We start from the raw sequence: 21,262 nt of genomic DNA on the forward strand, positions 1-21,262 counted from the left end.
GATCACATGGCCACTCTCAAAGTCCCGGTAACTGCAAACGACCATCGCCAGGGAAGGGCGCATGCCAAGGTCACACTGGTGGAATATGGCGACTACGAATGCCCCTATTGCGGTTTGGCGTACTGGGTCGTCAAGAAGCTGCAGCAGCATTTTGGCGAGGATCTGTTGCTTGTTTTCCGCAACTTTCCACTAACCACTGCTCACCCGCATGCGCTGGGTGCAGCTGTCACCGCTGAATATGCCGGGAGTCGAGGATTCTTCTGGGAGGCCCACGACGAGTTGTATGAAAATCAGGATCGATTGGGCGTGCCGCTGTATGGCGCCATCGCACTGAGACACGGCCTTTCCAGCGATGAACTCGTTGTTGCCATGCAAACCGATATCTATCTGCCCAAAATACAATCCGATTTCAATGGCGGCGTACGTAGCGGGGTAAACGGCACGCCTGCGTTCTACATCGACGGGCTTCGCTATGACGGGCCTCCCGAGGTCACCGAGATGAGTCAGGCGATTGAGCTTTCCTCGATGCGTGGACTCAATCGCTAGCTAGCGCCTGGGTTGATAGCTAACGATAGGCTTTTTATTTACACGAAATGTCTGGTCGTCGTTCGTCGGTAATCAAGTAGCCGTGGCGCGCTTTCATGAGATCGCGACTATGTTGATCGGGTGGCATCGTTTCCCAAGGCTGCCATTCCCTCCCACGTCATCGTCTTGCCGACCAAGCTCAGCGTATTGCTGGTCTCATGCCCCTGTTTCCTGAGCATCGTTGAGGGCACGTAGATCCATCTGTATGAGTCCGTGTTATCCATTTTTGGAGACAACTCATCATGGCTACTCTCTGTGAAATATGTAACGCCAGACCCGCTGTCGCGCGAGTGACCGTGTCGCAAAATGGTCAGGCCAGAACCATGTCAATTTGCGACCACGATTACCGTCAACTTTTACGCCATCAAAGCATGTTGAACCCCTTCGACTCTTTGCTGGGCGGTGGAGTGTCCCGCTTTTTCGACAGCATTGGCGGAGCGGCGGAACAGGGGGGTGATGACTTAAGGCTCTCTGCGCATGTGCCTCGCGAATCTGTCGATGCAACTGATGCATTCAGCTCCCAGACGCTGGAAATCCTGCAACGCGCTGGAGATAAAGCCCATGAGTTCAACCGCAGCGAGCTCGATACTGAGCATCTGTTGTATGTGCTTGCCGATACCGACGTAGGCACAGCGTTGCTCAAAGAATTGAAGCTTTCTGCGGACGACATCAAAGGCTACATCGATCAACACGCTCAAAGGGGCGCAGCGCAGGCGCAGGCTCCGGTGGATCAGATGAGCATCTCGCCTCGACTGAAGAAAGTGTTCAATTTTGCGTTCCAGGCATCTCGTGATTTAGGGCACTCGTATGTTGGCCCCGAGCATCTGTTGATCGGGCTTTCCTCGGTGCCCGAAAGCATTGCCGGAACGCTGCTGAAAAAATACGGCGTGACCCCTGAAGCTTTGCGGCAGAAGGTGGTCAAAGTGGTGGGTAAGGGGGCTGAGGACGGGAGAGTCGAGACCCCCACGGGAACACCGACACTCGACAAGTTCGGTCGCGACCTGACGTCATTGGCTCGTGAGGGCAAGCTGGATCCCGTATTGGGCCGCGCGGTGGAAATCGAAAACACCATCGAGGTGCTGGCCCGCCGGAGGAAGAACAATCCGGTCCTGATCGGCGAACCCGGCGTTGGCAAGACCGCCATCGTTGAGGGGCTTGCACAGCGCATAGTAAAGGGCGATGTCCCGGAAATTCTGCGTGGCAGACGGCTAGTTGAAGTCAATCTGAACTCAATGGTCGCGGGCTCCAAATACCGTGGTGAATTTGAGGAGCGCGCCAAGCAACTGCTCGATGAAGTGGCTGCAAAGAGCTCGGAGCTGATTCTGTTCATCGATGAGCTGCATACGATCGTTGGCGCGGGGCAGGGAGGTGAAGAGGGCGGCTTGGACATTGCCAACGTATTGAAACCCGCACTGGCACGCGGGGAGCTCAGTCTGATCGGTGCGACGACGCTCAATGAGTACCAAAAGCACATCGAAAAGGATGCGGCGCTCGAAAGACGTTTTCAGCCCGTCCTGATATCCGAGCCCACTGTAGAACAGACCATCATTATCCTGCGTGGGCTGCGCGATAAGCTTGAGGCGCACCATCAGGTGACGTTCGCCGACGAAGCATTCGTGGCAGCGGCGGAGCTGTCGGATCGTTACATTACCTCGCGCTTTCTGCCGGACAAGGCCATTGACCTGATCGACCAGGCTGCGGCCCGCGTGCGCATCAGCGCCTCGTCAAGGCCCGCTGGCATTCAGGAGCTGGAAGCAGAAATCACCCAGCTCAAACGCGAACAGGACTATTCATCCTCGCGTAAACGCTTTGATGAATCCAAAGGCTTCCAAGAGCGCATCGGTCAAAAACAAGCCCAGTTGGGAGAGGAGACAGAAGCCTGGGAGCGCAAGACGGGTTCCGAAACCCTCGAGGTGACCCTCGAGTCGATTGCCGAAGTACTCTCCCGTCTGACCGGTATTCCGGTAACCGAACTCACCCAGGAAGAGCGTCAGAAGCTGCTGAACATGGAAGACACTTTGCGTGATCGGCTGGTCGGGCAGGAAGACGCCGTGCTTGCGGTCAGCGATGCGGTTCGTTTGTCCCGCGCCGGCCTTGGACAGGCCAACAGACCTATTGCCACGTTTCTCTTTCTTGGTCCAACCGGCGTGGGCAAAACCGAGTTGGCCAAAGCGTTGGCAGAGACGGTGTTTGGCGACGATCAATCGATCATTCGCATCGATATGTCGGAGTACATGGAGCGTCATGCGGTTGCCCGGTTGATCGGTGCGCCACCCGGTTATGTGGGATACGAAGAAGGTGGTCAGTTGACAGAGCGTGTCCGCCGCAAGCCCTACAGTGTGATTCTGCTCGACGAGATCGAGAAGGCGCATCCCGATGTGAGCAACGTATTGCTGCAGGTGTTCGATGATGGTCGTCTCACGGACGGCAAGGGGCGTGTTGTCGACTTCAGCAATACGATCATCATCGCCACCAGCAATCTGGGCTCACCCGTTATCATGGAGAATCTTGAGCGCCCGGAAGATGAACGCCTTACGGATAAAGCGTTACGTGATGAATTAATGGGAGTCTTGAAAGGGCATTTTCGTCCCGAATTCCTGAACCGTATTGATGACATCATCGTGTTCCATGCCCTTACCCGTGACAACATCAGATCGATTGTAGGCATTCAACTTGATCGGGTCATTCGAACCGCGGCTGCCCAGAACATCACGGTGAAAGTGGCTGACACCCTCATTGATCATCTGGCGGATGTTGGTTATCAGCCCGAGTTTGGCGCGCGCGAGTTGAAACGTCAGATTCGCCAGACCGTCGAAACGTGGCTTGCGAAGGAAATGCTCGCTGGCAAGCTACAGGCCGGCGACAGCGTTGAGCTGGGTTACGACAAAGCGCGTAACGAAGTGCTCTTCAATAAGCTGGATGCGCCAAGCGCCTCGGCAAACATGAGTCCGCCCGACCAGCCTGATGATCGCGTGTCTATCGCGGGGACAGGGACTTAGCTCAACGTGCTCCCGTCATTGGGTAGCAGGACTGTTGATGACGTCGTGCAATCAAGCACGGGATCTTCGGATGCCTGGACGAACCCGGCAGACGATGATGCGTGCTTGATGCAGGCTCAGGAGGTGCCTGGTCCTGAAGGTCCATTGATGGCACAGGGCGGCGAAATTGCGTTTGTGCCATTTGCCAGGCTCAAACTCAAGGTCATCAGTACCGAAGTCAACGCCAACATGACGGCTATCGTAGTGCTCTCCATGGCGCTGGAACAGCGCCAGCCTGGCAGGCTTCGCCTTCGGGTGAAAGCAACTCATGGTCACCCAGCCGGAAATCACATTACTCGGGCGTGGCGGTGGTGGGTGTATCAGTCCGCTTCAGGACGCGGCTGTACTGCGAATTCCGGAACAATGTGAGTACCCAGCTCCTCAATGACTTCCTCAGCAGGGCGCTTTCCGTATTTGAGGTTCAGGATAACGTGGTCCACCCCTATCTCCTCAAGCGACTCCAGCAAAAATCGCAGATGGTAGCGTCCCAGTCTGAACCCTAAATGAATGCGTGTAGGCGGCGTGGATGGAGTCTCGTCGAGGTCGATATAAAGCGACTGAGCGAAGGGCTTATAGACGGCGCCACATTGCTTCATGACCTCACGTCGCCAGTCTTCAACGATCAGCCGCTGCATGTTCGGTATGCGTGGATAGTTGATCCATCCGAGGCTTTCGCGCGCGATCCAGTCCAGCGACTGGCGACTGTTTCCAGTCACAAGCATTGGAATGGATTGGGTTGTGGGTTTGGGAATCAAGTCAGCGCCCTGCATCTCACCACTGCTCCAGCGGATGGGTTCGAAGCTGGTGCTGTGGGCGCGGCGGATCACCTCATAGTGCTCTCGAAAGATCTCTCCGCGCCTTTCGGGATCGACGCCGAAAGCTAAAAACTCCACCGGACGATCGCCGGAAGCCACCCCCAGAATCAAGCGACCTGCGCTCAGTTGATCGACGCTGGCAGATGCCTTGGCGGTATGCAGCGGATGGCGCAACGGTATGGCAATGGACGCAGTGCCAAGCGCAATCTCAGACGTATGCGCGGCCATGTAGCCCAGATAAACCCAAGGGTCGAACAGTTGGCCAACATCGCCGAAACCGGGATCCCGAAGAGGCACATCACGAAACCAGAGTGCGCAGAAACCCAACGCCTCCGCTCGTTTGGCCAAAGCGACCTGGTTGAGCATGCTGGGCATGTCCCCATCGAAAGCCTCCAAAGGGAAAAACAATCCAAGGCTCAAATGACCTTGAGTGAAGGTCCGGCTGAACCCTCGATGCTGCTGATAAGTAATGGTGCTCGGCCGATACATACTGATTTTCCTCAATGGAGAACGTGAACAGCGGTCTCATTTCCAAAGGTGCTGCGGCATCGGTCGCTTGAGAACGACAGGTGGGGGAGTGCGTAAAACGTTTACCCGTTGTGCGATAAATGTTGGTCGGGCGGGACGTATAAAGGGGCCAGTGGCTGGCGATACACGCGGGCAGGTCCAGATCGCGGCGAACGGACAGTCAGAAGGGATCTGATTGCCCCAGCCTTTGCCTCAACTGAGTAAAGGCGTGGGGTCATCCAACAAGCGTAGGCGGGTTTGCAATGAATCGCCATGCTGGTTGTGACGATGATTGATACGCGTCGATGAGCCAGCCGCGATCGCTGGCGGCAATACTGGGCAGGGGATTGAGCGGGTTGAACAGATCACGCTCGCAATCATCGAGCGCAACGATAAGATCTCCATTGTCAGTGACTAGAACCCAGACCAGCTCACGTCAACAGCTGGGTTCACTGTTGCCGAGGAGGTCGGGCAGACTCCGATGCGGGTAGCGCATCGAGAGCACTGGGAATGATTCGGCCGTACCCCCGAAACTCTGCTTCACTCAACTATCTGGCGCGCTGGATCAGCGGCTACAGGCGAGCCATGCCGACGGCTGAAACCACACGTGCTGGAGCAAAAACCTAATGAAGAATCCGGACCCCTCAGCGCCACTGCCTCCGAGATCGACGTTGAAAAGCCTTCGTGTCCAGTGGTCACTGATGAACGCCTATGAGCGATTCGAGCAGATCATCGTGCTGGCGCTTGGCGTGATGATCTCGTGCGTCATCGTCATTGCTTTGATCCAGCTCTATAGACGAGTGCTGCCGCTGGTGGTAGGCGGCGCGATTGATCCCTTGGATCACGGCGATTTCCAGTTACTGTTCGGTTCGATCTTCACTGTATTGATCGCCTTGGAGTTCAAGCACTCCATCATTCGTCCGGCGTTCAGGCACGGTAGCATCGTGCAACTGCGAACAGTGATTCTTATCTCGCTCCTGGCCCTGAGTCGCAAATTCGTGATTCTTGATTCCGCTTCAACGCCCGCCGCCACTATCGCTGCATTGGGGTTTGCAACGCTGGTCTTGGGGATCATCTATTGGTTGTTCACAAAACGGGGCAGATGGCTGGAGGAATAGACGGCCCAGCCCTATTTCGTTGGGGATTACAACCATTCCCCGCCAAAAGACGCCGTCGGGGTTTGACGAGTTCGAATCGCTTAGACGTGGTTGCAATTAAACACCCTGACTGTCGATGACCTCGATGAAGTTTCTGATCAGGGGTGATTGCTGGTTCTTTCTCCAGACGAAATAGATATCGCTTGAATCCAGACTGGGCACCTGGTCAGCCTGAAACGTGTGCGCCTGACTGGCAAAACGATCCACGTAACTCTCTGGTATGCAGGCGAAACCTATCCCTTGCGCGATACAGGCGAAGATACTCGGATACGATTCGATTTCCAGAATAGCCCGAGGCTGGATACCGCTGCTTTCCAACCAGTTATCGACCTGTTGTCTGTAGTGACACGTGCGACCGAATACATATAGTTCGAGCCCCGACAAGTCTTGGGGAGTGGGCGAGGAAAGAGCTTTGGGCACTACTCTGATCAAGCGCTCACGAAACGCTAGTCGGCTATCCAGCAAAGGATGCTGGATCGGGCCGTCAGTAAGAATCAAGTCAAGCTCGCCATCCATCAAAAGTCGCTCAAGGAATAGCGAGTGCTCCGGGCGAATGTGAAGTTCTACCCCCGGCGCCTCAAGGCGATAGCGTACGAGGCGCTCCGGTAGATGATTGGCCAGTGCTACATCCAGCGCTCCGACGCGAAGCACTCCCTGCATGGAATCGTTTGAGAACAACGAGCGCGTTTCAGCTGCCAGGTCAATGAGCTGTTTGGCTTTTCGGTATACCAACCTGCCCTAGGGAGTGACCAGCAATCGGTTATTTTCGCGGTTGAACAAAACGACGCCGAGTTGAATTTCGAGCTCTCGCAGTCTGGCCGTGATGTTCGACGGCACACAATGCAGCGATGCGGCTGCTGCGGCTATCGTGCCGTGGTCGACGACAGCGCAAAAAAAGCCCAGCTGCGAAAGTTTCAAGAGAATCTCCTTTTGTGATGGCCTGGCTCACTTCTGATCACTTTTAGTGATTGGCTTTGCAGCTTAACATTGTCCCGTCAAATGCATCCAGCCTTAAACAGACTGGCTATTGGCTGAGCACCAGAGCTGAAATCGGGCTTACGATGAAAGTATTTTTAGAGATGTTGGCTATGCAATGGCCGACGCTGCCGCGGAGAAGTAGATGCGCATACTGCATACCATGTTGCGTGTAGTGAACCTGGACAAATCCATTCACTTCTACACGAGGCTGCTTGGCATGAGCCTCTTAAGACGCAAAGACTACCCAGAGGGCGAGTTCACACTGGCTTTCCTTGGTTATGGTCCGGAGACCGAGGCGGTCGCCCTGGAGCTGACGCATAATTGGGGACAAAACAGCTATGAGCTTGGTGATGCTTACGGGCATGTCGCTATCGAGGTTGAAGATGCAGACGCGTTATGCAGCCGTGCTGCGATCATGGGATATCGCGTTCCGCGACCAGCAGGTGTTATGAAACATGGGCGTACGGTCATCGCGTTCATTGAGGACCCCAATGGATATAAGATTGAGCTGATTCAAAAAGGTACGCAATTCGACTGAGCGAGCGCCGCGATCGCGCGATAAGGATCGTTACCATATATCCACTCAACACCTCATTTGCATGAGGCTTGAAGTTTTAGGTGCATCATTGAATAAACTGATCCTCCACTGCCACATCTTCAAGCCGGTAACGAATCCTACCGCTTTAAAACAGCACCCTGACTGCCGATAAAAATATCAACTTCGCCGAAAACGCCGCATTAAAATGGCGGCGTATGGGCTCAAATAATCAGGATGCACTGGGTCGTTCGGAAACTCCTGTATGTTCTGATGCACGCGCGTATCTCTGATCCCCAAATTTGTCAGTGTCAGAAATCAATTACCCTTCATAATCCAACCTCTAATGCTATAACTGTCATTCAGGTCTCTTACGACGCGCACTGCGTCCTTCCCGTTTTTGTACGGCCCGATGACAACGAAGTTGTTTTCTCTGCGCGCCACTGACAATTGCATGTTCTTGATAGCTTTGGTTGCGCGATTTCGGCTGGGTGTATTCATCGCTATCTCGATGATCCATACGCCGATCAAGGACGTGGCGAGAGCAGTGTGTCCAACGGGAGGAACCACGTTTGCGCATGTCAAACAATGGCGTTGCAGCGTAATGAGCGACAATGGCCCTGTGCGAAAGAGGTGCCATTGAGGTTGGGTGTTTTTTTGCTAGCGATGAGTGCTAGGCATATACCGACGAGCGTAATCAGAACAGTGAGGGCGAGGGTCCATCTGGTCTTCTTACTCCATCCGGCAGGATTTATCGTGGCGGCACTGTCGCTTTCTTCAAACGGGGTGGGCCGCGACCCACTCTTTGAGATGAGCAACAAAGCTCAGGACAGTCGGAGCAATGTTTTCTCTTGAAGGGTAGACCGCATAAATTCCCACCGGCGGCTCAATGGCCCAGTCGGACAATGCCTCCACCAGAGCGCCTGAATCAAGATCATCTCGTACATGCCAGTCCATGAGCAGCGCTATTCCATGTCCATCTATCACCATCTGGCGAACCACTTCCCCAAGACTGGATGAAAACCGTTTGCGTATTTTGCAGGTTTTTTTGACGCCTCCCCGGGACATGGCCCAGCTGGAATCCTTACCAACGATCAGCCCGTCCAGCATGGCCAGTTCTTTTGGAGAGATAGGCATGCCCTGTTTTTCCCAATACTGGGGGGCGGCGCATATCAGACGTCGAGAGGCAGCAACTCTTTGCGCGATCAGGGACGAATCGGCCATCACGCCGTGCCGAATCGCAAGATCGGTACCATGGGCGGCCAGATCGACCAGTTGATCCGTTGGATGAAGATCGACGATGACGCCAGGGTAGCGTTTGAGATAACTGCTTACGACGCTCGATAAATAACCTTGGGCAAATGTCGCGGAAGCGGTTATGCGCAGATGACCGGTAATCTCGGTCTTCTGGAAAAATCCTCCCTCGGCCTTCTCGACGCTTTCGAGGATGCTCAGGGCATGCTGATAAAGCTTCTCACCGTCAGAAGTGGGGCTGAGTTTACGGGTGGTTCGGTTAAAAAGTCTCCGGCCCACGCTGTCTTCAAGGGCCAGAAGACGCTTACTTCCACCCGCAGCTGTCATCCCCAGCCGTTCGGAAGCCGCACGGATGGATCCCTCTTCAAAAACGGCAACAAACAAACGCAATTCATCGATGGAATCCAGCACTTATTACCAACCAACAGGACCGAAAGATTCAACAACTCTAACGTACTTATCCAATTTTATTGATGATAATTTGGTGGCCTATAGTTCCTCGGAGTTAAACCCTTGAAAGCCATTGTGATAAATCAGCATGGTAGCTCAGACCTTTTTGTCGAAATTCAGACGGACAATCCCCGCGCGCGAGCAGGTCATGTGATTGTCGATGTGCGGGCGACAAGCGTGAATCCAGTGGACACGAAAATTCGCCGTGGCAGCGAAGGTACGGCTGGTCTGACTTTCCCGGCCACTCTTCACATTGATGTTTCAGGGGTGGTCAGCTCCGTCGGTACTGGCGTGACTCGCTTCAACCCAGGCGATGAAGTCTATGGCTGTTTCGGCGGCATCGTGGGGATTCCCGGTGCGCTGGCAGATCAGATGGAGGTCGATGCCAATATGCTGGCGCTAAAACCCACGTCACTCTCATTTGGCGAAGCAGCAAGCTTGCCGCTCGTGGCGATTACTGCATGGGAGGCGCTGATCGACCGTGCTTCGATCAAACCCAATGACAATGTCCTTGTACATGGTGGCACCGGCGGTGTAGGGCACATAGGGATTCAATTGGCCAAGGTTCTGGGAGCCAAGGTATCGACGACGGTTTCCACACCGGAAAAAGCGGAAATTGCCCGTCGGTTGGGCGCCGATGAAATTATTTTTTATAACGGCGAGACGCCTGAGGAATACAGTCAGCGAATCACTGGAGGAAAGGGATTCGATACGGTCTTCGATACCCTGGGCGGCGAGGTCTTACAGACCTCGCTGAAAGCCGCGAAGCTCAAGGGCCACGTCGTCTCGATCATCGGTTACGACACCTACGATCTGACCGAAATGCACTTCAAGGCATTGAGACTCGACCTGGTATTTATGGCTGTTTCGATCATTCATAACCAAGACCGCAAGCACCATGGCGAGATCCTGCAAAGACTGGCTGCCCTGGTTGATCGCGGCTTGGTCAAGCCACTGATCGATGAGCGCCATGATTTCACTGCTGCGGGCGTCAGTGCGGCACATGATCGCCTAGAGTCAGGTCGTGCCATTGGCAAAGTCGTCATTGAGCGAAAGGCTTAGTCACGCCGACACAGGATCGTGTGCACCGGGCCTGGAAGACAGTGACTCAGTCTTCCCCTGCGACGAGTTCATGTGTGTCGTGCCGATAACCTGGATCTCGACCAGGCCGCCATCTCGCAGCACCGCGGATTCAAATTGTTGGTCGCACGGCCGACGGCATGGATATCTTCGATACACCCGTGCCAGCCAATGCGCTCTCTCTTTATAACGCCCACAAGCAGGAGGTTTGATGACCACCCCTTTGACACTGATTGCCACTTTGACCGCCAAGGCCGGGTTTGAAGCCGAACTCGAGGAGACGCTGCAGCGCCTGCAAGGCCCGAGCCGAGCCGAAGCGGATTGCATCCAGTACGATTTCCATCGTGATGCCGAGCAGGCTCGCACTTTCCACATGATCGAACAGTGGCGCACTGAAGCGGCGCTGACTGCTCACGAAGCGACACCGCATTTTCAGGCCGCGCTCCCTTTCATCGAGCGTGCTGCTGAAAAACTCACCATCACGAAAATGTATCGCATCTCCTGAGGTTCTTCGAATGAAAGCCATTGCACACTTCAAATGCCTGCCTATCGAACATCCCAACGCTTTGGTGGAGATCGATATACCCGAGCCAGTGCCGAAGCCGCGCGACCTGCTCGTAGAGGTAAAGGCCGTATCGGTCAATCCTGTCGATACCAAGGTGCGACAGGGCTACGTACCGCACGAAGACGAAAGCCAGCCCCGTATCCTCGGATGGGACGCTACCGGTGTGGTCAAGTCGGTCGGCAGCGACGTGACGCTGTTCAAGCCTGGTGACAGGGTCTGGTACGCCGGATCGTTGATCCGCCCGGGCAGCAACAGTGAGCTGCAACTGGTGGACGAGCGTATCGTCGGTTCAATGCCCCAGTCGCTGGATTTCAGCCAGGCTGCGGCATTGCCACTGACTTCCCTGACCGCCTGGGAGTTACTCTTCGATCGCCTCGGTGTTGCAAGTGATACCACCGACCGGGGCGAAACGCTGCTCATCGTCGGCGCTGCGGGCGGGGTGGGTTCGATCCTGACTCAGTTGGCGCGTCAACTGACCGGACTAACAATCATCGGCACGGCTTCGCGCCCGGAAACCCAGGCTTGGGTCGCCGAGCTGGGTGCGCATCACGTCATCGACCATACCAAGCCACTCAGCGAAGAGCTCAAGCGCATTGGCATTGGACAAGTCAGCTATGTCGCAAGCTTGACCCAGACTGATCGGCACTACGAGCAAATCATCGAATCACTGAAGCCTCAGGGCAAGCTGGGCCTGATCGATGATCCGGCCACGCTTGACGCTGTACCGCTGAAGCGTAAGAGCCTGTCGTTGCACTGGGAGCTGATGTATACCCGCTCGCTTTACGAAACCGAGGACATGCAGGAGCAGCACAACATCCTCAACGAAATTGCGCGGCACGTTGATTCGGGTCTCTTGCGCACCACTCTCGGCGATAACTACGGACGCCTCAGCACAGAAAATCTTCGCCGTGCCCATGCTCTACTGGAAAGCGGCAAGGCGAAAGGCAAGATCGTTCTGAAGGGCTTCTAAGAGGTACTACAGAAACGACTGGGTAATCTACACTGTCCCCGCATTTTCGGTAGATACGTCGAAATACGACGAGATGGTTCAGGATGCGGCAGCTAGATTTACTGATCCCTACAAGCTTTCTAGCTTGAAAAGGTATCTGGAGAGCGACCAGGTGCTTAGCAGAGTCTACGAGAAGGTGAAGTCCCGGCTCAGACGCACGTTTGACCGAGTAGGTGACTCTCCAACCCTGGAAGAGATAGCACAGGCCTTTGATGCTGAACTGTTGAATATCTATCGGCTGGCGGATGCCCACGTCGGACGCACGATTGCTCAGCACGCCCCGTAAATGCCACCCGGGCGTATTGGTTGATTGAGTGACGCGCGCCTTGTGGTGGGCTTGGCGGGGGGCTTGGGCCACCGCCAAGCGCCAATCAGCGACCTAGTGGCACAGCATTCACAGGAGACGTGCGCGCCTTGAGTGACGAGCAGTCTAAGAATCTGGTTTTCATCGTTCATTTAAGGTCTTGTCCGGTATCACCCCCTCCGATACGATCGTCCTCGGCTCTCCGCCGAAGCTCTGGTCGGCTTAAAAAAGAGAACGTCACACCCGCCTCAATATTCTGTTCTCGCATCCGGATTTCCCGGTTATTCGCTAACGACAAAACGCCCAGCACAGCGACACATTCCGGAATTTTCAGATGACAGACTTCGTCAAGGCAGCTGCATTTGCAGCCAAAACTTCGCTTGCCGCGAAAGGCATCAAAGTCCAGCACGGTATCGCGCTGGAGGTCGTCGCTGCGTTTCTCGGCTACAAAACCTACGCCGCGTTTGTGGTTGAAGAACGTAGGGAGGATCTGAAACATCATCTGGCTGATGCTGAGGTTATCGTACTCGATTACCAAGGCGGCGTATCCCGGCTGGCTGAGCTCGAGGTACTGCAGGCCTTCATAGTTCAGGATTTCATCGATGCTATCGCCAGCTGTCGCGATGGTGTGTTTTCAGATCTGCCCGATTTTCTCGATGGTTACGTTCAACACGAGCTTCGGGATGTGATTCTTTCGGATGAGGGTGTCATCGCTGCGGCAGGATCTGAGCCATTTTCGGTCGAGCTGGAGGAGGGAAGATCGTTCAGCGAGCCGCTTTGGGGGGCTTCTGATACTTGGGAAGTATCTGGTTTTGGCACAGTCCATGGAATGGATGATCGTGCTGATCCCGACGATGATGATCTTGAGGCGGTGGACGCTATCCGTTGTTTTGGCTGGGTCAAGTTTTCCAAAGCGGGGCGGGCTGGCCTCAAGTTCCAGCGCAGCGGCGGTGAGTTTCTCTAGAGCACGGATCCACCGACGGCCCGGGCGACGAGCAAGGGTGGTTTACCAGGCTCGGGTCACGCATGGTTGAGACGGTACGGGATGGGCGTGTGGCCTCCCACGTCTCAAACCAATCTCAAACCACCGGGTGTGTCGACGTCGGCGGCTGCATCCTTTTCTCGCCTCGCTTCACCCATGCGCATCAGCAAATTCACTGCTCCTTGGCGGGTGATTACTCCACAGATTTGTAGTGTCGTGATTTGGCTTTCCAGTATCCCTTGGAATCGGTGGTACATCGCATCCGCAGCGTCCAGTTTCAGCCAGTTCGCAAGGTTTCGTTCGAAACGTTCAATTTCGCTTGCTCGTAAAGGGTGTGGCGGTTTTTTTGCTGCCATGCATGTGATCCTACTTATTAAGGGCAGTAGGAGCTTGATGAGTTCGTATTGATCGCCAGTGCAATCTTGAAACTCATCGAGAAACACATGGGAGTACGTCTTGCGTATCGCATTGCGCGCAATCTGACTGGTTCTCAAAATTTTCAATGCGAACGGCAGAAGCTGCTTGAATGTAATCTGTTTCCCGGCGATGTATTCCGGCCCGATTTTATAATCTTGGCAAAGCGCCTCATCCACTAGGACAGGCCGAAACCGGTCAATGATCCGCTTCGCAAAACCGTGGAAGGTCACGCTGTCGAACTTGGAAGCATGCTCCACGCCGCAACGCATTTGTATACGTTGTTTGAGGTTCCGACTGGCGTCTGTTTTGAACGAGACAGCGAGGATCCTTTTCGGGTAGCGACAGCTGTTGGTGCGCAGGAGGAAGTCGGCACGTTGAGCAAGAACTTCGGTTTTTCCTGCGCCAGGCCCAGCAGTCAGCACCACTGATCTCTCGCATTCCCGAATGACCTCCCAAGCATTTTTCTCTAAGCGAATCCCTAGAGAAGGAGCCCATCGATTTGGGTTGATCATTCTGGGGACTCTGCCAGGCGCTCGATCACTCGATCAGCCAGTCGGTGTAGGGATGCGGGTAGGGCCTTCAGTAGCTCCCTATCACTGAGGTTCGCTAGAGCATCAAGGTGTGCGGCTGGCTTGCTGCTCAATTTGAAAAGTTTGTGATAAGCAGCGAACCAGCTCTGCTGCTCCTCATTGTATTGCCCCGGATTGAAATAGTTTTCGCCAAGCACTGCCACGTAGTTTTTCTGTGTGGCAGGAGCTGCTTCTGCTTTAAATGCGTCCGGAAAAGCACACAGCATTGAGAAATCGAGATCTAAGGGCCAAGAGAAGAAAACGTCTCGTTTCTCAAGTTCATCGAATAGGTTGACGAGGTTTCTTTCGAAGAAATGATGGGTCGTCACTGGCACTAGAGGGTCGTTCCATGCGTGACGTTCCCAATGGCTTGGCAGATTGTCCTCTGGTTCATATTTTTCTAACTGATCCCTTACATAGCTCACCCGTCCCCACCCGCCCTGATGGCGACCAACATCCAAGTCCAGAAGGGTGATGTACGGCGTTCCAAGTGCCGAAAGGAGCCGCCAGAAATGATTCACGTGCCGTCCGCCTAATGGAGCAATGGCAACTGCGAACTCATCTACGGGGGCGCCTTTCGCTTGTAGAATTCTAGGCAGAACAATCTCTTCGCTGTCACCTTCCCCCAGCACAACCAAGCGAGCGAAGTACAGTTCACCCAAGATCACAGAGCCCGGTGTCGTCGTGAAACGCTGGTTTCCGCGCCTTTGATAACAACTCTACACAAATTTCAAATGGCCACCATTGAAATCGTTTTTCAAAACCGGAGATCTATTATTTGATACCAAAAAAAAGCTGCGGTGGCTCTGATTCGTGGGCCTGGCAGTCGGCTTGTTCTGGCTTTCCCTGTCATGTGCTTTGGCTGTTTTTGCCCTTGATACGGCTATTTTTTACGTCACTATTTTTGATTCGTAGCAGGGAAGGGGGGCGGTTACGCGCCTCTGTTCAGCAGGTCGTCCGTTGGGGCCGCTAGGCCCTCTGCTATTTTTTGGAATCAAAAGAAAATCAAAGACGTTAATTTCTAGATGGGTAGTTGAGCTTCCTGAATGGCGGGATGATTCCGTCCGGCTGCTTTGAATCAGTGCGCCTTTAGAGCGTCAGCTAGCGGATTCACTTAGTGGTGATGGGAATGACCACCCGATGGCCGGTGGCCTGACGATATGCTATGGGCTAAGTGGCCAGGGTGGGGAAGGTGCTGGCAAGGCAACCTGATCCAGTATGTCTCTACCAACTGCGTAGCTAGCTTACCAACGCCGATCCAGCACCAGGCGTCAACTGTCTCAAGCTATGCATGCGAAGCGACAAGCCTCGCGGCAACGCGGTCAAGACCGGCGGCATCGCGCGAAGCTGAAAGAGGATGGCCAGGCGTCCTCTGTCGTTGCTGCAGTGGAGAAAGATACGAACTGAATCCAGTCTAGGTGCGCTTGAAAACACTTTGCGATTACCAGCACTGCCTATCTGAACGTATGAGACTGAGGGAGTGGGGCTTGATCTACGTCTTGATTGGCCGTTCTTGCGGGTGGCTTTCTTGAACCTAGCCTATACGGCCCCGCTTCGTCCCCCCGATATCGTCATCTATACGGTGAAAGCAATGTAATTCCTTTCAGGGGATCAATCACACCCACGGCGATCTCGATCTTGCTTTCGACCTCTCTGGCGACGGAAATGACATTGTTGTCGTGGAGGATGAAGCGCTGGCCTGGAACGATCCCCGGGTACCTTTCCTGAAAATGGTAGTCCGCATAGTAGGCAACTCGTCTCGTGAGTTGCGCGTTGTTGATTGAGAAGTCCAGGATGGGTTGTACTGATTCAACAAGCGCAAATATTACGCACAGACCGCCATACAGGTGAGCCAGAAGGTTCAGACCTGAGGGTTTGTGCATGGGGCTGGGCTGCTTGAAGAAGCGGATGCCAAGTTTCATCGATAGGTATTGACGTAACCGCTCACCCTCAGGGAAGGTGGAGATGAGCCAGGCTGACTCAAGCACTGGGGCCAGGATCAGACATCCAACCGCAACCGCTATGCAACCTAGCAAAATCATCGCGAGGTAGACGATGCACGCGCACAGGATAGTCATAACTGCGACAGCGCCATCGAAGTCCTTTGCCGGCAAGCCCAACGTCAACGCAACACACCATCTCGAAAGTAAATAGGCACCCAATAGCATCGCGGCATGCAGCCACGCCAACAGAGCCTTGCTGACCTCAAATTTCCAGAGATTGATTGCATGCTTGATCAGCCAGGTACAAAAGCCCGCGCATGCGAGAGCCCAAGATAGGAAAAACAAAGCACGAGACGACGGTGCTTGGCCTGCAAACAGACAGATGATTGCAAGGATGCCTGCGCCGATGGCTGCACGATAGAAATGATCGCTTATCGGGAGTTGTGGCCAGATCTTGGTTTTGAGTCGGTGGATCAGAGTGCCTTGCATCATCCGAGTAATCGTGGTGGCATTGTGCCAACCGTATCGCAATCAAGTTCAGAGATCTATCACCGATCAACAAATGCTGAATCCCATGGGTGGTGCCTGGGCTCGTTCCTCGGATGCATGCATTGGGTGGTAGCCGATCGAGGAAGGTCTCGGCTGAGAGGAGGTGCTTGGCCATCTCTTTGGCACCTGAACAGCCCTTCAATTCTGATGAAAGCAAGTCATGGCATAGACAGTGAGAGATGAGATGGCAGAAGGATTAAAGCTTTTACTTAACGGCCATGACACTGGTCACGGAGACGAGATCATCGGGCTGCTTGCTGATGCGCAGCATTTGGAATGCATGGTCGCATTTGCCAAGTTGTCGGTTGGCGAGACATTTCTGAAGCCTCTCAAGCAAGCTATTGATCGCGGGATGACGGCTCGAGTCGCGATTGGCTTGAGCCTGTTCGTTACCGATCCTGAGATTCTTTCTGAGTTGCTCGGGTTGGAAAAGCTATTTCCGACCAAGCTGGAACTGTATCTGAGCAATACCGAAGACACTTTCCACCCAAAAATCTATGCGGTACGTGGGCTAAGTGGCCATAAAGTGATCGTTGGTTCGGCGAACATGACTGCTGGAGGTTTTTCGAGCAACTACGAAGCATCAGTCGTAGTCAACGATCGCGACGGGGCATTAATGTCTTCGGTCGAGGATTATTTCGGCAAACGCGAGATAGAGTTCGAGCAGAAGCTCCGCACTCTATTAGGCGAGTATGGTTACAGCCTCCGCAATATTGTCGCTATCCTTGATCCTCAGGCCGCAACCCGCCGCACCCCTGCAGCCGCAGAGACCAAAGGTACCCGGAAGGCTCGCTCCGTTAAGGTGTACAAAAACCCGCACTCCGGTGAGGTCGTTGAAACCAAAGGCGGTAACCACAAGGTTTTGAAGGAATGGAAAGCTGAATACGGCTCTGATCAAGTTGAGAGCTGGCTCTCGAATTAAAGTGTGCCGAGTGTAAAGAAGGGCCAGTAGGCCCTTCTTTTCTTAAGGGGCTAAAATTATCCGTTCGCCATGCGCACCTCTGTGCCCCAATTGAAATCTTGCTACTCAGCTTGGCGCAGTAGGTGCAGCTCAAGTTCGGACTGTTCACTTTCTTGACGAATCCTTAGAACTTCCTCTTCGACAGCCCCTACAACCGCCTTGGCTTGTGGCAAGTTGTATTGGTCAGCGAGCTTACGCAGCAAGGCTAGTGCGGCTTCCTTTTTTTGGATGCTTTTCTCTGCGTAAATTTGACGAAGGTAAGTCTCTGCCTCTTTACGGTCGGTGGCGAAGCGATCAGCCAAGCGAGCAGCGTTCAAGTTGTGAATTTTGCAAAGATCAATAGTGCGCGTTCCTTTTGAACTGTTTGCTTTGGCGTGTATTCGGTTCCAACGATCGAACTCTAAGTGATCATGCCACTCATCCAAGTGCGGGTGCACGATTGTATAGTCGTTTGATAGTGATGGTGGGCCAGGTGTGGTCGGCGGGCCCACAGTGATCTCAGCATCCCACTTCCCTCGATTGCATACCTTGCATGCAACAGCCAGATTTGTATATTCAAACATGAATTGAGGATGTCCAGACTTATCTATAATGTGTTCGGCATCATAAGTCGCCTTGTGGCTTTGGAGCTCCGAACTGCAGTAACAGCAACGCCTAAGTTGACCGTGCCAGTAGTGGTCTTTTATCTCGTTCTTGAACCTAGTAATCACAGCTTTATCGGCAGGTACTTTCGTTTCCCAAAAGTTCTTGTCAGCTGCTCCTTTCGTCTTGAGCAGTTGATGCTCATCATCTGTGAACGATTTTGGAGTTTTGAAAATAGGTGGCCTAGCTCTATTCATCACTCACCCCGAATTAATCTTCAGAAAGCATTCTGTAAGCATCATTGATCATGGCCAGGTCTTTATCGCTTCGCGTAGGCCCGCCCGAATAAATGTGCTGAAGCCTTTTGAGCTTTTCTAAGGCCAACGCTCGCTCCGCTTTAGAGCCGCCTTCCGCTTCGGTTACAGCATCAAATATTTTACTGGCCATCTCTACACTATCAGTGATTGGAGTTTCGAAAATGTCTAGCAACGCATCCTCCACAGAAGCTCTTTCATCTTTTAAATCTACCTCCCGGACGTTCGTCCCCATGCGTATCACGCCTGCACCAGCGTTCTGAGCACGTTGTACAATGAGTGGCGAATGCGTTGCTATGATTACGTGGCAGTTTTTGAACGGGGCGATCGAAGCCAGTAGGATGTCGAAATAGAGTTGCTGCCAAGTGGGATGAAGACTCAGCTCAGGTTCGTCAATCAATACCACCGCGCCATCGGATAGCGAGGAGACTAAACTGAGTAGTGAGCAAAGTATTTGCTGCTGACCAGAACTTGAGTAGGCAATATCCGAGCCCGGATGTTGTTCTGATCCGACGAAGCAATTGACGATTTTCAAAAACCCGAGTTTTCTTAAAAAAGCCAGGGACTGAAGTGTCGCAAAGTCAAGAAGGTGCCGATTGTTGAAGTCAAAGCTGAGTTCGAAATGTCGGTAGTCTAATGTTGTTCGTTCAAGTTGCTCCATTGCACTTTCAATTAGACTGGCTAAGGCTGAGTGGTCGGATAGTGATGCTTCAACTGCCAGTGGTGAGCGCGGCTTTGCACCAATGGGGACAGCGTTGATCGCTTCTGTGATCAGGTTTAGAATGGCCGTTTTCCGGTCTCTTGCAGAAAAAATACCTGTCAATATTTTTCTTGATGAATATATAAAGGTGAGTTTGCTGCTGAACTTTAAAATTGATAAGGCGTGGGCCAAGGCTCCAGTATATTCAGATGACTCACTCAGCCTAAATATCGAATTTTCTAAAACTGATTTGGAGAGGTTGGGGCCAATTGACCTAGTGCTGCGATGAATTCCTGCACAAATATATTCATCTATTATAGATCGTGATTCAGTAGTGTAACGTTCAAGTAACGATTTTTGAGTTGGTTTGGGAGGCGGGAATCTACTGAATGGGCTGAATGTTTGAGCGACAAGTTTTAGAGGTTTTGCTTTGGCGGGATCACCGTAATTAACATTGTCAATAGTATAAATCACAGAGGGTGTGGATACTGAATGTTTTCGTTTCTCTGTGAAAAATTCCAGAATCGAGTTCAGAAGGATGGTCTTCCCGGATCCATTTGCGCCTGTAATAACGTCTATTCTGTTAGTGTTGAAATCATGTTTTCCGAGCCCATTTGTGAATCCAACGGAGGTATGTATTTCACGAATCCGCATTGCAAGAGTCCTTTCTAACTCATTAAGTTGTTAAGCAAAATAGCATCCTACGGATGGTATCGATTTTGATAGCGCTTTGCCACCCTGTCAGCTAATAGTTTCATCTGCTTCGAAGGATTATCTCAACCGCATTTGATTGGCTAATGAGGCGCATCAATCAAGTAGGTCGGCCTTGTCAGCGAATCGCCTAGTCAGTGCATCTGTGATCTGGTTGTGTCAACTGACCTTCAGGCCGTTTCACTAATCCATTTCGAGTATGTAGCGACAATGGTCGCACAGTGCATCCGAATGAATTTCTTCAATGTCCGCATCGTCATCAAGTATTGTCCCGCATTGCCTGCATGCGGGGGCTTTTGGGCCATCTCCGCAGATGGCGCACTGGTTTTCCTCGATAACGTAGGAATCACGTTCACAGTTATCGCAGACGTCTAGAGGGCCTTCCCCACCTTGAGTGGCCGCAATATAAAGATCTGTGAAATATTTTCCTGTGAGCATGGAGTCGACCACATCACCAAACTGCGATGTGGCATCGCATCGGGTACAGTGAAACGTTGTTAGAGAATGTGTATCGACGTCGCCTGAGGCTTTCATGAGCTTCGCCCTGCATTTAGGACAACTCAGATGCTCTGTAGCCGTTGCAAGAATTTGCGAGGGCCAAGAGACGATACTGAGTGATTCCATACACGCTTTTCGCTCTCGCTCGTAGAAAGCTTCCTGCTCAGTTAGAAACGTCCAGATGTCTTTCCCAAGCAGACTTACTGGACTAATCCCTAGGTGGGTCGGAACAAACTGTTGTATCAGGTGAAAGCAGTTGGCCACGGTCTCCAGCAGCACAGATGTCGGACGGGTGCTGTAATAGTGTTCGATATCATTTCTTGTGCTGGTGAGTGCTTCAAGCAGCTTCCACTCGACTCCAGCGATTCCCAACCCATTGAGTCGAGAAATTATCGTCTGTACATCGGCCGTCTTTTTTCCACTGCCCATCCAAATGGGCTGACCATCTAGCCCCATGATGGGCGTCACTTTTTCTTTGAGCAACGCCTCACCTGAACCAGGTGTGCTCATAGCTTGTAACTTGACCTTGAAAAGCAACAAAAGCCCCGATGTCAGATTTCGAATAGAGGAGAGAGCTCGAGCCTCATCGTGTTCTGCAGCCCTGAAATCCTCCACTCCAAGCCGGATGGAAGCTACAGCGTTATCCCGCATTGACATCCCTTTCTCCTTACCGAAATCCCTGTTTATGAGCTCCAAAAGATGGCCGCTCACCATTGATAATGTTTCCAATCCGCCGCTCGATGACAAAACACCATAGCG

17 protein-coding genes and 2 pseudogenes are annotated in these 21,262 nt (G+C 53.0%); 9 read left to right on the forward strand and 10 right to left on the reverse strand.

Annotation, left to right across the window (positions count from 1 at the left end; all coding sequences use genetic code 11):
- Positions 1–6 precede the first annotated feature (6 nt).
- Together BBI10_RS21890 and BBI10_RS21895 are read left to right on the forward strand one after the other, a co-directional pair.
- Positions 7–546, forward strand: coding sequence for a DsbA family protein (locus tag BBI10_RS21890; RefSeq protein WP_065991699.1), 540 nt, complete (start codon positions 7–9; stop codon positions 544–546).
- 278 nt (positions 547–824) lie between these two features.
- Positions 825–3,584: an AAA family ATPase gene (locus BBI10_RS21895; RefSeq protein ID WP_432213766.1), complete on the forward strand. Its 2,760-nt coding sequence runs from the start codon at positions 825–827 to the stop codon at positions 3,582–3,584.
- A gap of 359 nt (positions 3,585–3,943) precedes the next feature.
- Here BBI10_RS21895 and BBI10_RS21900 read toward each other — a convergent pair whose 3' ends face one another.
- Entirely contained in the window at positions 3,944–4,927 is a 984-nt protein-coding gene (locus BBI10_RS21900; RefSeq protein WP_065991701.1) for an LLM class oxidoreductase, read from the reverse strand.
- 644 nt (positions 4,928–5,571) lie between these two features.
- Between BBI10_RS21900 and BBI10_RS21905 the strand changes: the two genes are divergently transcribed.
- Complete coding sequence (locus tag BBI10_RS21905) at positions 5,572–6,063, forward strand: phosphate-starvation-inducible PsiE family protein (RefSeq protein ID WP_065991702.1); 492 nt, start codon at positions 5,572–5,574, stop codon at positions 6,061–6,063.
- A 96-nt stretch (positions 6,064–6,159) separates the two neighbouring features.
- Here BBI10_RS21905 and BBI10_RS21910 read toward each other — a convergent pair whose 3' ends face one another.
- Both BBI10_RS21910 and BBI10_RS28100 read right to left on the reverse strand, forming a co-directional pair.
- On the reverse strand, positions 6,160–6,762 hold the full coding sequence (locus BBI10_RS21910) for a LysR substrate-binding domain-containing protein (RefSeq protein WP_244160412.1): 603 nt from the start codon (positions 6,760–6,762) through the stop codon (positions 6,160–6,162).
- A gap of 78 nt (positions 6,763–6,840) precedes the next feature.
- Positions 6,841–7,020 carry a helix-turn-helix domain-containing protein gene (locus tag BBI10_RS28100; RefSeq protein WP_244160413.1) on the reverse strand — a complete coding sequence of 60 codons (180 nt, stop codon included), beginning with the start codon at positions 7,018–7,020 and terminating at the stop codon, positions 6,841–6,843.
- A gap of 202 nt (positions 7,021–7,222) precedes the next feature.
- On the opposite strand from BBI10_RS28100, the gene gloA reads away from it, so the two are divergent.
- Positions 7,223–7,618 (forward strand): lactoylglutathione lyase, encoded by a 396-nt coding sequence (gene gloA / locus BBI10_RS21915; RefSeq protein ID WP_065991703.1) that lies wholly within the window; start codon positions 7,223–7,225, stop codon positions 7,616–7,618.
- A 774-nt stretch (positions 7,619–8,392) separates the two neighbouring features.
- On the opposite strand, the gene BBI10_RS21920 is transcribed toward gloA, so the two are convergent.
- Positions 8,393–9,280: a LysR family transcriptional regulator gene (locus tag BBI10_RS21920; RefSeq protein WP_083233219.1), complete on the reverse strand. Its 888-nt coding sequence runs from the start codon at positions 9,278–9,280 to the stop codon at positions 8,393–8,395.
- Between the two features lie 102 nt (positions 9,281–9,382).
- Between BBI10_RS21920 and BBI10_RS21925 the strand changes: the two genes are divergently transcribed.
- From BBI10_RS21925 to BBI10_RS21945, 4 genes are all read left to right on the forward strand, one after another.
- Positions 9,383–10,381, forward strand: coding sequence for a zinc-dependent alcohol dehydrogenase family protein (locus BBI10_RS21925; protein ID WP_065991704.1), 999 nt, complete (start codon positions 9,383–9,385; stop codon positions 10,379–10,381).
- Positions 10,382–10,610: 229 nt separating this feature from the next.
- Complete coding sequence (locus tag BBI10_RS21930) at positions 10,611–10,904, forward strand: putative quinol monooxygenase (protein ID WP_065991705.1); 294 nt, start codon at positions 10,611–10,613, stop codon at positions 10,902–10,904.
- A 10-nt stretch (positions 10,905–10,914) separates the two neighbouring features.
- Positions 10,915–11,934: a zinc-binding alcohol dehydrogenase family protein gene (locus BBI10_RS21935; RefSeq protein ID WP_065991706.1), complete on the forward strand. Its 1,020-nt coding sequence runs from the start codon at positions 10,915–10,917 to the stop codon at positions 11,932–11,934.
- 677 nt (positions 11,935–12,611) lie between these two features.
- Complete coding sequence (locus tag BBI10_RS21945; protein ID WP_065991707.1) at positions 12,612–13,241, forward strand: hypothetical protein; 630 nt, start codon at positions 12,612–12,614, stop codon at positions 13,239–13,241.
- Between the two features lie 401 nt (positions 13,242–13,642).
- Here the strand turns inward: BBI10_RS21945 and BBI10_RS27365 are convergent.
- From BBI10_RS27365 to BBI10_RS21960, 3 genes and pseudogenes are all read right to left on the reverse strand, one after another.
- A pseudogene (locus tag BBI10_RS27365) lies at positions 13,643–14,188 on the reverse strand (UvrD-helicase domain-containing protein); the annotation flags it as partial.
- Positions 14,185–14,901: pseudogene (locus BBI10_RS21955) on the reverse strand (ATP-dependent endonuclease); the annotation flags it as partial. The pseudogenes BBI10_RS27365 and BBI10_RS21955, both read right to left, overlap by 4 nt.
- A 915-nt stretch (positions 14,902–15,816) precedes the next feature.
- A complete protein-coding gene (locus BBI10_RS21960; RefSeq protein ID WP_065991709.1) occupies positions 15,817–16,680 on the reverse strand; it encodes a hypothetical protein in 864 nt (287 codons plus the stop codon).
- 241 nt (positions 16,681–16,921) lie between these two features.
- On the opposite strand from BBI10_RS21960, the gene BBI10_RS28755 reads away from it, so the two are divergent.
- Entirely contained in the window at positions 16,922–17,659 is a 738-nt protein-coding gene (locus tag BBI10_RS28755) for a histone-like nucleoid-structuring protein, MvaT/MvaU family (RefSeq protein WP_141695242.1), read from the forward strand.
- Positions 17,660–17,760: 101 nt separating this feature from the next.
- On the opposite strand, the gene BBI10_RS27370 is transcribed toward BBI10_RS28755, so the two are convergent.
- The 3 genes from BBI10_RS27370 to BBI10_RS28115 form a co-directional block, all read right to left on the reverse strand.
- Complete coding sequence (locus BBI10_RS27370) at positions 17,761–18,537, reverse strand: HNH endonuclease (RefSeq protein WP_122240965.1); 777 nt, start codon at positions 18,535–18,537, stop codon at positions 17,761–17,763.
- Positions 18,538–18,550: 13 nt separating this feature from the next.
- Positions 18,551–19,948, reverse strand: a complete 1,398-nt coding sequence (locus tag BBI10_RS26845; RefSeq protein ID WP_083233221.1) for an AAA family ATPase — start codon at positions 19,946–19,948, stop codon at positions 18,551–18,553.
- Between the two features lie 240 nt (positions 19,949–20,188).
- A complete protein-coding gene (locus BBI10_RS28115) occupies positions 20,189–21,232 on the reverse strand; it encodes a hypothetical protein (RefSeq protein ID WP_244160414.1) in 1,044 nt (347 codons plus the stop codon).
- Positions 21,233–21,262: the final 30 nt, after the last annotated feature.

The sequence above is a fragment of the Pseudomonas graminis genome, assembly GCF_001705435.1.
Lineage (GTDB): Bacteria > Pseudomonadota > Gammaproteobacteria > Pseudomonadales > Pseudomonadaceae > Aquipseudomonas > Aquipseudomonas graminis_B.